Consider the following 13,643-nt stretch of genomic DNA (forward strand, 5'->3'; position numbering starts at 1 on the left):
TCTGTACTCGGAGCAGTTGTTGTTTCTGGCACGGGAGGAGCTTAAACCGGCAACTTCCGGAAGATCGGGCGCGGCACGTGGCGAAGACCCATCATGACGAAGCGCCACGGGCCGGGAGTCCAGACGATTTCCTTGCCCTTGTCCGAGGCGGCAACAGCGAGCTTCGCGACGATGTCCTTGTTGACCGTCAGCGGAGCTTCCTTGACGTGGGCACTGAACTGCGTGCGCACCATGCCGGGGCGAACGACGGTGACCTGCGGTCCGAATTCCGCGAGAGCCTCGCCGAGTCCGAGGTAGAAACCGTCGAGGCCCGCCTTGGTGGATCCGTAGACGAAGTTGGCACGCTTGACGCGCTCGCCGGCAACCGACGACATCGCGATGATCTTGCCGAAGCCCTGAGCCTTCATCTTCTCGCCGAGAAGAACACCGACCGAGACGGAAGCGGTGTAGTTGACGTTTGCCACCAGAACGGCCTTGCGCTGGTTCTGCCACAGCTCTTCGGAGTCACCGTCCAGTGCGAAGGCGACGATGGCGACGTCGACGTCACCGTTCGAGAACGCCTGGTCGATCACCTTCGGGTGCGATTCGAAATCAACGGCGTCGAAGTCGATGAGCTCCACCGAGGTGGCACCCTTCGCTTCGAGCTGCTTGACCGCAGCTTCGCGTCCCGGATCGCCAGGGAGTGCCGCCAGAACGACGCGGAGCGGCGCCTTCTTCAGGTATTCCTCACAGATGGCGAGGCCGATCTCGGAGGTTCCACCGAGAAGCAAAACGGTTTGCGGGTTACCTACAGCGTTGATCACAGTTCCAGCCTTCTGGACATATCGGAGGCGAAAACGCCTGTGGGGTCGTACTTGCGGCGCGTCGCGATCCACTCGTCGATGCGCGGGTACATGGCGTGGAAGGTTTCCGCGGACGTCCGCGAGTCCTTGGCCGTGTACAGGCGTCCGCCGAATTCGAGGACACGCTTGTCGAGTTCGGTGACGAACTCGTTCAGGCCCGGCTTGATGCGGAAGTCGACGCAGATGTTCCAGCCCGGGATCGGGAAGCTCAGCGGCGCCTGATTGCCTTCGCCGAAGAGCTTGAACACGTTGAGGAACGAGTAGTGCCCGCTGCGCTGGATGTCGACGATGATCTTCTTGAACTCGTCGACGGCCTCCGGCGGAACCACGAACTGGTACTGCAGGAATCCGTTGGATCCGTACGCGCGGTTCCACTCACCGAACATGTCGAGCGGGTGGTAGAACTGCGTCAGATTCTGGACCTTGCCGCGATACTTGCCGGACTTGCGGAACCAGACCTCACCGATCGCGGTGAAGTTGAACTTGTTGGCCAGCCCGTTCGGGAAGACGTCGGGGAACGTCAGTAACTGCGGTGCGTCGAAGGCGAGCGGGTTCTTTTGCAGCTTGGCCGGAAGCTGGTCGAGCTTCGCCAATGACCCGCGCGAGACTGCCGCCCGGCCGAGCTTCGGGGGCGCGGAAATCGCGTCGAACCACGCGCTCGAATACTCGTAGTTGGCCTCGCTGCCGTCGCTGTGCAGCGCGATGGTCTCGTCGAGGCTGTTGGTGACGTCGCCGTCGGCGATGAAGTACGCCGTCTCGGTCGGTGTCATCTTGATGGTTGCCCGCAAGATGATGCCCGTCAGGCCCATGCCGCCGATCGTGGCCCAGAACAGTGCGGCCTTCGGGTCGTTGCGCCCGCCCTTGGGGGTGAGCGTGCGAACCTTGCCGTCGGCCGTCAGCAGATCCAACGACACGACGTGGTTGCCGAAGCTGCCCGCGCTGTGGTGGTTCTTGCCGTGGATATCCGAGCCGATGGCGCCGCCGATCGTGACCTGACGAGTACCCGGCAGGACCGGAACCCACAGGCCGAACGGCAGAGCAGCCTTCATCAGCTGATCCAGATTCACGCCGGCGTCGACGTCCACCAGAGCGGTGTCGCGATCGATGCGGTGAATGCGGCTGAGGGCATTCATGTCGATGACCAGGCCGCCGGCGTTCTGCGCTGGGTCACCGTACGAGCGGCCGAGGCCGCGCGCGATGACGCCGCGTCGCAGATGCGAGGGCTTGGAATCGTTCTGTTCCGCAACCTGGGCGACCGCGTTGGCGATCACTTCCACGTCGGGGGTGGACAGCACCTGTGCAGTGGTGGCGGCGGTGCGTCCCCAACCGGTGAGGGTGCGGGCTTGGGTGTGGAGAGCCGGCTGCGGCGTCTCTTCTGCTGTCGTGGACATCAAGGTAGAGGTTACCTGGGAGTAGTGCCGACGGCTCCGACTCGAGTGGTTACTCTCGTCGTCGTGCCCGAAACACCTGCAAGTCACCAGCACGAACCCCACGTCCCGCTGCCCGTCGAGATTCCTGTCACGACGGACATCGCCGACGACGCGTTGGACCTGAAAACGCAGATCGTCCGGTTCGTCGCGACGGGTGGGCTGTCGGCGGTCGTGGACTACGGGCTGTATGTGCTGCTCCTCGCGTTGGGGTTGCCGCGCGTCGCCGCAAAATCGCTGAGCTTCGTTGCGGGCACCACGACGGCGTACCTCATCAATCGTCGGTGGACGTTCAAGGCCGAGCCTTCTCGCGCCCGCTTCATCGCTGTAGTCGCGCTGTACGCGGTCACTTTTGCGGTTCAGGTCGGACTCAACGAACTGATGGTCCATGTCTTCGACGAGCATTGGTGGCGGACACCGCTGGCCTTCGTCATCGCGCAGGGCACCGCGACGGTCATCAACTTCATCGTTCAGCGGGCAGTGATCTTCAAGATCAAGTAACGGTTCGGGGTGGATTAGCGCATTCGTCCGGTTTCTCGAGAGAGAATCGAGCCCATGATCATCGTTCTCGATTCTTCGGCCCTGACCAGGGGCGCACGGTTCGACACTGCCATCGCCGACGCTCGCGCACTCGGACACCGCGTCGTCGTGCCGCGATTGGTCGTCCTCGAGGTTGCGAGTCGCTACCGCGAGGAATCGGCGGAGATGATCGCGGCCCTGAGCGTCCAGGCGCGCATGTACGACCGACTGGGGTTGCGGCGCGACCTTACGAGGTTCGTCGACGCGGCTCACGACAAGGCCGACGGCTACGTCGACGACGTGATCGAAGACCTCGTGGCGATCGGCGTCGAAGTGGTCGATCCAGTCGACGTTTCGCATCTCGAGGTGGCCGAGAGGGCGATCTCGCTGCGTCGGCCCTATACCGACAAGAAGAAGCGAGACGGATATCCGGCGACGCTGAACTGGCTGACCGTGCTCGATCTCGCCGACCGCAACCCGGGCGTCGACGTCATCTGGGTGAGCTCCGACGCACGGGCATACGGCGACGGCGAAGACGGGGTCTGGCACGGCGATCTCGCGCGTGAGCTGGCGTCGCGCGGTCTGGAGTATCGGGTCCGCTGGGCGTCGGACATCCCGGTGATCGACGGACCGGTGCAGGTGGAGCAAGTGGCGGAGGTCGAGGAAGCCGCTGAGGTCGCGCCCGAGGCCCCGGTTGCTCAGGGCTTCGTGGAGCCGGAAGCGGTGGTTCCAGCCGAGGTTCCCGAACCCGCGGCACCTGCAGCAGCCCCCGCCCCCAAGCCTGTTCAGCGCGCAGCGCGGACGAGAGTTGCGCCGCAGCGCATCGAACCCGCCCCGAAAGCTCAGTCCGGTGGACTGCGCGGTCTGGGCAAGGTCATCGGCGGGCGGAAACGAAAGGTCACGATCGTCGACGATCTCGACGAAGTCGACCTCTTCGGTGCCTGATCGCTTCTAATCTGGACAGATGTCTCTGTTGCCGACAGTCAGTCGAAGGACCGGAACTCGATACGGCAGGCCGAGTATCGAATCGCAGGTCCTCTACAACGCGTGCCGATGGATGCTTCGGCCCGTGGTCGGGATCGCGCCGCTGACGCCTGGCGCCATGCGCCGCGCCGCAGTGCTGGACTCGGCCGCGGGTGTACGCATTCCGTCCGGGATCGATCGGGAAGCGATTCGCTTTCCAGGTTTCGACGGTGAACTCGTGCGGACGGCAGGCTCGACGGCTGATCTGCGCGACGGTGTTGTTCTCTACCTGCACGGCGGCGGGTTCATGTGCTGCGGGCTCAACACGCATCGGCCGGTCGTTGCAAGCATCGCCAAGCGAACCGGCCTTCCGGTCCTGCACATCGCATATCGACAGTTGCCGAGCACGAGTATCAGCGGGTCCGTCGACGACTGTCTCGATGCATACCGGTGGCTCCTCGAACAGGGAGCCTTGCCGGAAAAGGTTGTCTTCGTTGGCGATTCGGCCGGAGGCTTTCTGGTCTTCGCGACGGCACTTGCAGCTGTTTCCGCGGGGCTCGAGGTTCCGGCCGGTCTTGTCGGGCTCTCACCTCTCCTCGATCTCGATTGCACCACCAAATCAGTCCACGCCAACGCTCGACGCGACGTGATCGCCCCGGTGTCGGCATTGATGGCGATCGGAAAGCTTGGCGGACAGACGAACTCACCCGTCGACGGCGATCTGGCCGCTCTGCCGCCGTCGTTGCTGATCGCCGCCGAATCCGAGGTGCTCAGAGTCGATTCGGAGGTGATGGCGCAACGGCTCGCCGCCGCGGGGGTGCCGTGCTCGCTGCAGATCTGGAACGGCCAGGTTCACGCGTTTCCCGCCGTCTGGCCTGGCTTGCCGGAGAGCCGGGCTGCGCTACGTGACGTTGCCAGGTTCATTCGCGCCAGGCTGGATGCGGTCCCGCCCCAGGTCGCGGGCGAAAGTTGTTCGGGAAGTTGAACTTCCGGTCCGGTTAGGGATTCTCGTGTCCTGACGTTGTGGTAGGTGCCATCGCGCGGGCATAGATCGATTCGAGCTCGGTTACTGCTGAACGTCGATCGACGTTGTCGGGATCGAGGCGATGTTGGAGGTTGATCCCGAGAGTGCCGGCCAGAAGGGTGACGGCAACCAACTCCGGATTGGTGACCGGGGTGTCGATCGAACGCAGGTAGTCCGCGTACAGCGTTCGCATTGCGACGTACTGCTCTGCGTAGGTCTCGCGGATGGTGGACCCGGGAATCACGGCTTCGATCAAGATGGTCGAGAAAATTCGTGCCTCGGGGTATGACATCAGTACGAAGTTGGCTTCGATCAATGCTTCGATTCCAGTCGCCGAGGATGATGCCAACTCTGCGCGTAGCTTTTCCATGCCCCACCGGAATGCGTCCTCGACGACGGCTCGTAGAAGCCCGTCCTTCGATCCGAAGTGCCAGGCCACGGACCCTCTGCTGATACCGGATCTTTCTGCCACGGCTTGTACGGACATCGCGGTCGACCCGCCTTCGGCAGCCAGTTCGGCCGCGGCTTTCACCAGTCGCCGTCTGGTTTCCTCGGAAATCTCCTGCTTGCGTGTCGACGCCATTCGGTGTTCCTGCCTTCTTTCGTTCTCGAGTGCAGCCAATTCCGGCACGCGGTGACGTCGACGCGCCCGTCGGGGCCGAGACCTGCGCACCGCACTCATGCTACGAGGCCGGCCATCGGCCGGCCGTATTCCTCTCGCGACACCCTCTTGCCTATGTTGATCGTCCAGTTCTATGCTGAGCGTCCAATAACTTAACGGAATGGGCGGACATGGAACTCATCGATCTGACTAGAACTCTCGATCCGGCCGATCGGGAATTGCTCCCCGAGGGTTTGAAGGCACTGGCTTCCGTCGTTGCCCCCTCGGTGACCTACTCGCACCCCGCAGGTGCCGGACGCGACGAGTTCGCGGCAGCACTGCAGTGCGGAGTTCATGATCTTCCGGACGGTGAGGGGTGGGGATCGGAGATGTTGAGTGAGTTCAACAGCCATCTGGGCACACACGTCGACGCGCCGTTGCACTACGGATCAACCTCGGAGGGTAAGCCTTCTCGCACGATCACAGACATCGCGTTGGATGAATTGTTCTGCGAGACAGTGGTGCTCGACCTGCGCGGCCGGTGCGAGGCGAATCAGCCGATCTCGGTGGACGCGCTGAAAGCTGCCCTGGCGGAAAACGGTGCGTCCGTTCCCCAGGGTGGTGCCGTGTTGCTCCGTACCGGACAAGAGAGCTTCACCTTGGCTGATCCAGGGTTCTTTCAGTATCCAGGGATGAGTCGCGAAGGCACGCTGTTTCTCGCCGAGCAAGGCGCGAAGGTGCTGGGCACCGACGCTGCCGGCTGGGACTTGAGCTTTGCAGTCATGGCGCAGAAATTTCGTGACACCGGGGACAACTCGGTTCTCTGGGACGGGCACCGGGCCGGACGCGAACGTGAAGTATTCATCGTTCAGCAACTGGCGAACCTCGCCGCGCTTCCGCCCTCGGGATTTCACGTGGCGTTTTTCCCGATCAAGCTTGCGCGAGCCAGCGCTGCCCCGGCTCGTGTGGTCGCGTTCGTCTGAGCAAAATTCCTGCCTCACCTAACGAACAATTCAGTGAAAGGTATTGACTCACAGTGAAACTTGCGACCGTCGAATACGAAAAGACTCAGCAGACGGCTCTGGTGACGGGCAGCGGCGAGCAACTGTTGTTACTCGAGCGAGCTCATCATGATGTGACGGGAAAACCGGCTCCAGAACTGGAAACCATGCAAACCATCATCGAAGGTGGTCCGGCGGCACGGGAGACCCTGGATCGGCTCGCAGACGAGCCGCCGGCAAGTGCAATCGTCGACGCAGGTGATGTGCGCTGGATGTCGCCGCTTCCTCAGCCGGTCCAGATCCGAGACTTCGGCTGCTTCATGGATCACTTCCGCAACGCTCGCGCCCGAATTCAAGGGGTCGCACTCGAGGACGTCGAACTGCCGAAGATCCAGTTGGAGCGCCCGCTGTATTACATAGCGAACCGATTGGCGGTGACCGGACACAAATCTGACGTCGTGTGGCCCGAGTACTCGAGCCTGCGCGATTACGAACTCGAATTCGCCTGTGTGCTGGGGCGCGGTGGAACCGACATCTCACGCGCGGATGCCCCTGCGCATATCTTCGGTTACACCATCTTCAACGATTTCAGCGCCCGCGATACTCAGCTCGAGGAGATCTCCACCGGACTCGGTCTCAGTAAGAGCAAGGACTTTTCGAACGCGAATGTCCTCGGGCCCTGGATCGTGACGGCCGACGAAGTCGGTGACCCCTACCAACTCGAGATGACCGCGAGAATCAACGGAGACGAGGTGAGCCGAGGAACCAGCGCCGACATGGACCATCGTTTCGAGGACGTGATTTCGTTCGCTTCGACTTCCACGCGGCTGTACCCGGGTGAAGTCTTCTGTTCCGGCACCGTGCCGAGTGGATGCGGCTTGGAGCACGGGCGGTTCCTGGAACCGGGAGACGTAGTCGAACTCGAGGTCACCGGCCTCGGTGTATTGAGGAATCGAGTGGTGGCGTGAGCGGCGAAGTCATGGTTCTCGGTGTCGGCGCGACTCTCTTCGGGCGGCACGCGGATACCGCGGCCTCGGAATTGGCGGGGCGTGCGGCGATCGATGCCGTCGAAGACGCGGGCCTGACCCGCGGTGACGTCGGTGCGGTCTTCTACGCGACAGTCAGCCAGAAGGCGATCGACCGGCAGCACATGATCCCAGGCCAGATTGCCTTGAGGCCATACGGTTTCGGGGGAGTCCCGGTCGTCAATGTCGAAAATGCCTGCGCCGGCGGCGCGACTGCACTCTGGCTGGCGATCGCCCACGTTCGCGCCGGTCTGTCCGAGGTCGCGTTGGCGGTCGGGGTGGACAAGCTGGTGTGCTCGGATCCGGCTCGAAGTCTGGAGGTGTTCGACGGTGCACTCGACGTTGCGCATCGCGACGAGACGCTCGCGGGCCTTGCTTCGCTGTCCGCTCCGCTGCCGGATGCACTCGGATCGCAGGGTGAGCGGTCGGTGTTCATGGAGATCTACGCTTCTCTTGCCCGGGCGCACATGGAGAGATTCGGAACCACCGAGTTCGAGCTCGCGTCCGTAGCAGCCAAAAATCATGCGCATTCCGTGCACAATCCGCGGTCGCACTTTCGCAAACTCTTCAGCGTCGAAGAGGTGCTTGCCGCAAGGCGAGTCGCGTGGCCTCTGACAGTTCCGATGTGCTCGCCCGTCAGTGACGGTGCAGCGGCGGTCATTGTGACCAGTGCGGACTTTGCTCGAAGGCACGATTCCTCTCGGCGGGCGGCGCAGGTACTCGGTTGCAGCTTGGTGTCAGGCACGGATCGGACCGCAGATGACGTGGAGAGTCACATCGGTCGCCGTGCAGCAATGAGCGCATACGAGGAAGCCGGAGTCGGGCCAGGCGATGTGGATGTGGCAGAGGTCCACGACGCCACGGCCTTCGGTGAAGTGCAGCAGGTCGAGAATCTGGGGTTCTGCCCGATCGGTGAGGGCGGCGCGTGGTCGGCGTCCGGTGCGAGTTCGTTGGGAGGCGTGCGTCCGGTCAATCCGTCAGGTGGGCTCGAGTCCCGTGGTCATCCGGTCTCGGCAACGGGACTGGCGCAGGTCTTCGAACTTGTCACGCAGTTGCGTGGACAAGCAGGGCGGCGACAAGTTCCGGGTGCTCGAATCGCGGTCGCAGAGAACGGCGGAGGTCTCTACGGCATCGAGGAAGCCGTCGCCGCGGTCACGATCTTGGGAGGGCCACGATGAACGCGGACATCATGAACGATGAACCGATGGCGCCAGGCTTGCAGGTGCAAGCGGGATATGCGGATCTGATTCTGTCGGCGCTGCGACGCCGACCAGACCACATCGCGTTTCGATTCACGGATCGGAACGGTGATCGGGCCGAGCTGACATATTGGCAGACTGCGGAACAGATCGAGCGGATTGCAGGTGTCCTCAGTAGCTTCGCTCTGCCGGACGGAGCCGGGGTCGCCCTGCTTGCGGGGCCGTGTCCTGAAGCATTCACGGTCATGGCCGCGGCGTGTCTGGCGGGCGTGCGCTACACGGCACTCCATCCGCTCGCGACCGAAGAGAACGACAGGATGGTGCTGAAAGACAGTGGTACCGATCTCCTGTTGGTTGCCGACGGACAGTTCCAGGTACGCGCCGAAGCGGCACAGACTCGAGTGATGTCACTGTCAGCCCTCGAATCAGCGTGTGAATTGGGTACGGCGGGAATAGGTTCAGGCTTAGGCGGTCAGGGTCGAGCTTTGTATCTCTTCTACACCGGTGGAACCACCGGTGAGCCGAAAGGCGTCATGCTCAGGGACCGATCCTTGGTCGCCAATGCCTGGGCCTGCACCACGTGGGAGTGGCCGGCTGAAACCACCATGCTGCTCACTACGCCGATGTCTCATGCTGCCGGTCTGCTCGTCGCACCCGGTCTGCTGCGAGGTGCAAGCTTCGAGTTGCACAGGTCGTTCGACCCGGACAGAGTTGTCGACGCCATCGAAAATGGCGGAGTCACAGCTACATTCGTGGTTCCCACGATGCTCTATGCCTTACTCGACCATCCACGCCTGTCGGATGCGAATCTGTCTGGGCTGAACTGGATGCTTTACGGTGCTGCACCCATCGACCCCACCAGGCTCGAGCAGGCAGGGGCGGTGTTCGGGCCGATCCTGAGCCAGCATTACGGTCAGGCCGAAGCCCCGAATGCGTTGACGGTACTCGATACACGTGAGCACACGGACGATCCCGCAGTTTTGGGGAGTTGTGGGCGCGCGATGCCAGGTGTCGAAGTGGTGTTGCTTGACGAGCAGGGAAACGAGACGGCGACGGGCGTACCCGGCGAGCTTTGTGTGCGAGGTCCGCTCGTGATGGACGGCTATTGGAACAAACCTGAACAAACCGCTGCAGCGCTCGCGAATGGGTGGTTGCACACCGGCGACGTTGCTCGAATCGACGAAAGTGGGCTCATCTCGATCGTCGACCGCATCAAAGACACGATCATCAGTGGTGGATTCAACGTCTACCCGCGCGAAGTCGAGGACTCACTCGGACATCATCCCGCGGTGGCAGCATGTGCGGTATTCGGTGTCCCCGATTCTCAATGGGGAGAAGCTGTTACCGCCGCAGTCGTACTGAAGACGGGATGGTCGGTCACACCCGATCAACTCATCGCGCACGTGAGATCGCACAAGGGTCCGATCTGGGCGCCCAAGGAGATTTCGATTCTGGAAGCGCTGCCGCTCACTGCTTTGGGGAAGATCGACAAGAAGGCACTCCGTGGCGCGTCACCGACCTAGTGACGCGACAACTGCCCGTGCGAGGGCGTCGGCAGATCCAGGGGCGAATGGCAGAAAGAGTTCGGGCTCGATCAGTTCCACTTCCATGAGCAGTGGTTGATCCACCGGACCCACGACGTCCACACGCGCATAAAGCAATTCGCCGGGGCCGCATGGGGTCGCGGCCAGTGCTGCGTCGGCCACCGCGAGTTCGGCGGCGGACGGTTGGTGGAGGTGGTTGGTTCCGCCGTGAAATTCCTGCACGCGGAAGTCGTGGGCGGCCGGGATCTTCCGGACAGCGTGTGAGTAGCGTCCGCTGATGTGGATGATCGAGCGCTCACCGTCGACGACGTCCGAGACGAATGGCTGGACCAACGCGTCGTTACCGCCGTCGAGGATCGAGCTGAGGTGAGCGTGGGCCTGCGCGGACCCGGCGGCAAACTTTCCCACTCCGACAGCGCCGGCGGACACTGCAGGCTTGACGATGACGTCGGCACCCTCGAACGAAGGGAGGGTGAGTGTTTCGCTCTTTCCGGCAGCGATCACAGCGGTTGGGACGATAGGGACGCCGGCCGCGGCAAGTTCGGTGAGGTATCCCTTGTGCGCGTTCCACTTCACGATCGAGAGTGGATTGGCGATCGGAGCGGTCAGCTGATCGAGAACGGCGAGAAATTCGTCGAGGCGCTGGGTGTAGTCCCAGGTCGACCGGATCAGAACCAGGTCGGCGTCGATATCGAGGAGGGACGGGCTCGACCACGGCGCCATCGTCGACGCGATGCCGTAGGAGGTGAGAGCATCCATGACGAGTTTGCTTTCGACATCCGCTTCGCGGGCGGCGCCGTCACAGGTGAGCAGGAGAACCGTGGTCATGCCACGATGCTTTCACGGCTGGCGCCTTCTAAGACTAGCGAGGTGGCCCCTCGTCGAGGACCAGCGAACCGGTCCCGGGTTGCCCGGTTGCGTCCACCCACGTCACCGCGACGGTGTCGCCGGGGCGGCGCGAGCTCATCGCCGCGTTGAGATCAGCGGACGACGCGATCCGGCTGCCACCGAACTCGGTGATGACCGCACCTTTGGTCAGCCCCACCCGCTCGGCCGGCGAATCGAAGCTCACGGCAACAACTTCGGCGCCGGCCGGCATGTCCGCGTGATCCTTCACCGCGACACCGAGTACGGGTGTCGGTCCCACACGCACGGTCTCGGAGGAGCGGCCACCGAGTACCTGCTCGACGATCGGTAGTGCGGTGTCGATCGGTATCGCGTAGGACTGAGGCGCCGGTGAGGTTTCGGTGCGGTCGGTGACGGCGTTGCCCGCGCTGCTGACGCCGATCAGCTCGCCAACGGCGTTGACCAGGGGGCCACCGGAATCGCCAGGCCGGATGTCCGCGTCGACCTCGATGAGGCCCTTCAACTGGTTTCGCGATCCGTCGGACACGTTGCGGGTGTTGACGGTGACACCGAGGTTGGTGATGACGCCGGGAGCAGGGACGGGTACTCCGCCGCCTTCCGCATTTCCGATTGCGGTGACGGAGTCCCCGCGAGCGGCTTCTGCTGATTTGCCGACCACAGCCACCGGCAGATCGTCAGCGCCCGCGAGTCGAAGGACGGCAAGATCGCTGACGCTGTCGTACCCGAGGATCTCGGCGTCGTAGATCAGCCCGTTGGACATGCTGACGGCAGTGACGTCCGAAGCTCCGCTGATGACGTGGTGATTCGTGAGCACCACTCCGTCAGGGGAGAGCACGATCCCGGTCCCAGCAGTGGTGGTGAATCCGGCCGGCGCCGTGATGGTGACGATGGTGGGGACCACCCGGGCCGAGAGCTCCTCCGGCGTGAGTGGAACAACCGGCGCGGGTGGGGTGGTCGTGATGACGGTGACCGGTGCGGACTCGATCGTTCCCGGAGTCAGGGGCGGTGCGACCAGCGCGAGACCACCGAGGCCGGCTGCGAGAACGACGGCCGTCCACAGGCCGCGTCTGCTCGCACGTTTGGTCATCCAGCCGTCCGTCCCGCCGGTGTCATGCCATCGAGTCGTGAAAGGTGAAGATTACCGATTCGGCGAATCTTCGGCCACAAAACCGGGCAACATGCCGTCCGCGCGGAGCGTTGCCAGGGACGGCGCGGCAGCGTCCTTTGCGGAGAGCTCGTAGGTCAGAGGGTTGCCCTTACGGTCTGTTCTCGGCCATTCGATCGCGAGTTCCGGATCGAAGGGATCGAGGTCGCGGTCCAGGTGGGGCGAGTATTCGATGCTGCACAGGTACATCACTGTCGATCCGTCTTCGAGTGAAAGGATCGCGTGGCCGAGGCCTTCCTCCAGGAACACCGCTCGTCGATCGACGTCGTCGATCACCACCGCATCCCACTCGCCGAAGGTCGGTGATCCGACGCGCAGGTCTACGACAACGTCGAGGAAGGCACCTTTCACGCAGGTGATGTACTTCGCCTGTCCGGGCGGATTGTCGGTGAAGTGGATCCCGCGGAGGCTACCGGCTTCGGAAACCGAGCAGTTGGCCTGCGCGAGGTCGAGAGTGCGGCCGGTCGCGGCGGTGAAGGCGGAGCTTTTGAACCATTCGAGAAAGACACCGCGGTTGTCGCCGAACTGCTTCGGTGTAATTTCCCAAGCTCCGGCGATCTTCAGTGGACGGATTTCCACGTCACCATTCCTTGCCGTGCTCGAGCAGCTCGAGTAGGTAGTTGCCGTACCCGGATTTTCCCAATGCTTCTGCCTGAGTGCGTAATTGGTCGGAGCTGATGAATCCTTGACGCCACGCAACCTCTTCAGGGGAACCGATCTTGAGGCCTTGGCGGTGTTCGATGGTCCGCACGTAGTTCGCTGCCTCGAGCAGGGAATCGGGTGTGCCGGTGTCGAGCCACGCGGTTCCGCGGGGGAGGACATCGACAGAAAGTTTGCCAGCTTCGAGATAGTGCTGATTGATGTCGCTGATTTCGTATTCGCCACGCGCAGAGGGCTTCAGAGTGCGTGCGATGTCCACGACGTCGCTGTCGTAGAAATAGAGGCCGGGGACTGCGTAATTGGATTTCGGCGACGTCGGCTTTTCCTCGATGGACACGGCGCGACCCGAGTCGTCGAATTCGACGACGCCGTAGGCGGTCGGATTCGAGACCCAGTAAGCGAATACGGCTCCGCCGTCGATGTCGGAGAAACGCCTGAGTTGGGTTCCGAGGCCGGGGCCGTAGAAGATGTTGTCGCCGAGGACGAGCGCCACGGAGTCGGATCCGATGTGCTCTGCGCCGAGGGTGAATGCCGTTGCGAGGCCGTTCGGTTCGTGTTGCACCGCATAGGTGAGGTTGACGCCGAATTGTGAGCCGTCGCCGAGAACCCGGCGGAATTGTTCGGCGTCGTGTGGGGTCGTGATGATCAAGATGTCGCGAATGTCGGCGAGCATGAGAGTGGAGAGCGGGTAGTAGATCATCGGCTTGTCGTAGACGGGCAAGAGTTGCTTGCTCACTCCGAGGGTGATCGGGTGCAACCGCGACCCGGTGCCACCGGCCAGAATGATTCCGCGCATGCGTGCAGTG

Annotated in this window: 14 protein-coding genes; 7 read left to right on the forward strand and 7 right to left on the reverse strand. The window is 62.9% G+C overall.

The window, feature by feature from the left end; translation table 11 throughout:
- Nucleotides 1-41 precede the first annotated feature (41 nt).
- Together dprE2 and dprE1 are read right to left on the reverse strand one after the other, a co-directional pair.
- Nucleotides 42-803: a decaprenylphospho-beta-D-erythro-pentofuranosid-2-ulose 2-reductase gene (dprE2, locus tag AC1Q6C_RS11190; protein WP_007731800.1), complete on the reverse strand. Its 762-nt coding sequence runs from the start codon at nucleotides 801-803 to the stop codon at nucleotides 42-44.
- Complete coding sequence (gene dprE1 / locus AC1Q6C_RS11195; protein WP_003943934.1) at nucleotides 800-2,233, reverse strand: decaprenylphosphoryl-beta-D-ribose oxidase; 1,434 nt, start codon at nucleotides 2,231-2,233, stop codon at nucleotides 800-802. Before dprE1 ends, dprE2 begins: the two co-directional genes overlap by 4 nt.
- Nucleotides 2,234-2,296: 63 nt before the next feature.
- Between dprE1 and AC1Q6C_RS11200 the strand changes: the two genes are divergently transcribed.
- The 3 genes from AC1Q6C_RS11200 to AC1Q6C_RS11210 are packed head-to-tail and all read left to right on the forward strand — an operon-like array spanning nucleotide 2,297 to nucleotide 4,736.
- A complete protein-coding gene (locus AC1Q6C_RS11200) occupies nucleotides 2,297-2,770 on the forward strand; it encodes a GtrA family protein (RefSeq protein WP_074447111.1) in 474 nt (157 codons plus the stop codon).
- Between the two features lie 54 nt (nucleotides 2,771-2,824).
- Nucleotides 2,825-3,733: a PIN domain-containing protein gene (locus tag AC1Q6C_RS11205; protein ID WP_042447630.1), complete on the forward strand. Its 909-nt coding sequence runs from the start codon at nucleotides 2,825-2,827 to the stop codon at nucleotides 3,731-3,733.
- A 19-nt stretch (nucleotides 3,734-3,752) separates the two neighbouring features.
- Nucleotides 3,753-4,736: an alpha/beta hydrolase gene (locus tag AC1Q6C_RS11210; protein WP_030535811.1), complete on the forward strand. Its 984-nt coding sequence runs from the start codon at nucleotides 3,753-3,755 to the stop codon at nucleotides 4,734-4,736.
- Between the two features lie 13 nt (nucleotides 4,737-4,749).
- On the opposite strand, the gene AC1Q6C_RS11215 is transcribed toward AC1Q6C_RS11210, so the two are convergent.
- On the reverse strand, nucleotides 4,750-5,358 hold the full coding sequence (locus AC1Q6C_RS11215) for a TetR/AcrR family transcriptional regulator (RefSeq protein WP_158170230.1): 609 nt from the start codon (nucleotides 5,356-5,358) through the stop codon (nucleotides 4,750-4,752).
- Between the two features lie 209 nt (nucleotides 5,359-5,567).
- On the opposite strand from AC1Q6C_RS11215, the gene AC1Q6C_RS11220 reads away from it, so the two are divergent.
- The 4 genes from AC1Q6C_RS11220 to AC1Q6C_RS11235 are packed head-to-tail and all read left to right on the forward strand — an operon-like array spanning nucleotide 5,568 to nucleotide 10,124.
- A complete protein-coding gene (locus AC1Q6C_RS11220; RefSeq protein WP_051649531.1) occupies nucleotides 5,568-6,359 on the forward strand; it encodes a cyclase family protein in 792 nt (263 codons plus the stop codon).
- A gap of 53 nt (nucleotides 6,360-6,412) precedes the next feature.
- Entirely contained in the window at nucleotides 6,413-7,345 is a 933-nt protein-coding gene (locus AC1Q6C_RS11225) for a fumarylacetoacetate hydrolase family protein (protein ID WP_030535808.1), read from the forward strand.
- Complete coding sequence (locus tag AC1Q6C_RS11230; RefSeq protein ID WP_030535807.1) at nucleotides 7,342-8,580, forward strand: thiolase family protein; 1,239 nt, start codon at nucleotides 7,342-7,344, stop codon at nucleotides 8,578-8,580. Before AC1Q6C_RS11225 ends, AC1Q6C_RS11230 begins: the two co-directional genes overlap by 4 nt.
- Nucleotides 8,577-10,124, forward strand: coding sequence for an AMP-binding protein (locus tag AC1Q6C_RS11235; RefSeq protein ID WP_058038043.1), 1,548 nt, complete (start codon nucleotides 8,577-8,579; stop codon nucleotides 10,122-10,124). The genes AC1Q6C_RS11230 and AC1Q6C_RS11235 overlap by 4 nt, the downstream gene beginning before the upstream one ends.
- Here the strand turns inward: AC1Q6C_RS11235 and AC1Q6C_RS11240 are convergent.
- Genes AC1Q6C_RS11240 through rfbA form a run of 4 tightly spaced genes read right to left on the reverse strand, consistent with a single transcriptional unit; the run spans nucleotide 10,113 to nucleotide 13,633 of the window.
- Nucleotides 10,113-10,973, reverse strand: coding sequence for an ATP-grasp domain-containing protein (locus AC1Q6C_RS11240; protein WP_276117023.1), 861 nt, complete (start codon nucleotides 10,971-10,973; stop codon nucleotides 10,113-10,115). The genes AC1Q6C_RS11235 and AC1Q6C_RS11240 overlap by 12 nt on opposite strands.
- 34 nt (nucleotides 10,974-11,007) lie before the next feature.
- Nucleotides 11,008-12,099 (reverse strand): S1C family serine protease, encoded by a 1,092-nt coding sequence (locus tag AC1Q6C_RS11245; RefSeq protein ID WP_003943984.1) that lies wholly within the window; start codon nucleotides 12,097-12,099, stop codon nucleotides 11,008-11,010.
- 51 nt (nucleotides 12,100-12,150) lie between these two features.
- Complete coding sequence (locus AC1Q6C_RS11250) at nucleotides 12,151-12,756, reverse strand: dTDP-4-dehydrorhamnose 3,5-epimerase family protein (protein ID WP_042921219.1); 606 nt, start codon at nucleotides 12,754-12,756, stop codon at nucleotides 12,151-12,153.
- A 1-nt stretch (nucleotide 12,757) separates the two neighbouring features.
- Entirely contained in the window at nucleotides 12,758-13,633 is an 876-nt protein-coding gene (gene rfbA, locus AC1Q6C_RS11255; RefSeq protein WP_003943968.1) for a glucose-1-phosphate thymidylyltransferase RfbA, read from the reverse strand.
- Between the last annotated feature and the right edge of the window lie 10 nt (nucleotides 13,634-13,643).

The organism is Rhodococcus sp. MT28 (genome assembly GCF_058792695.1).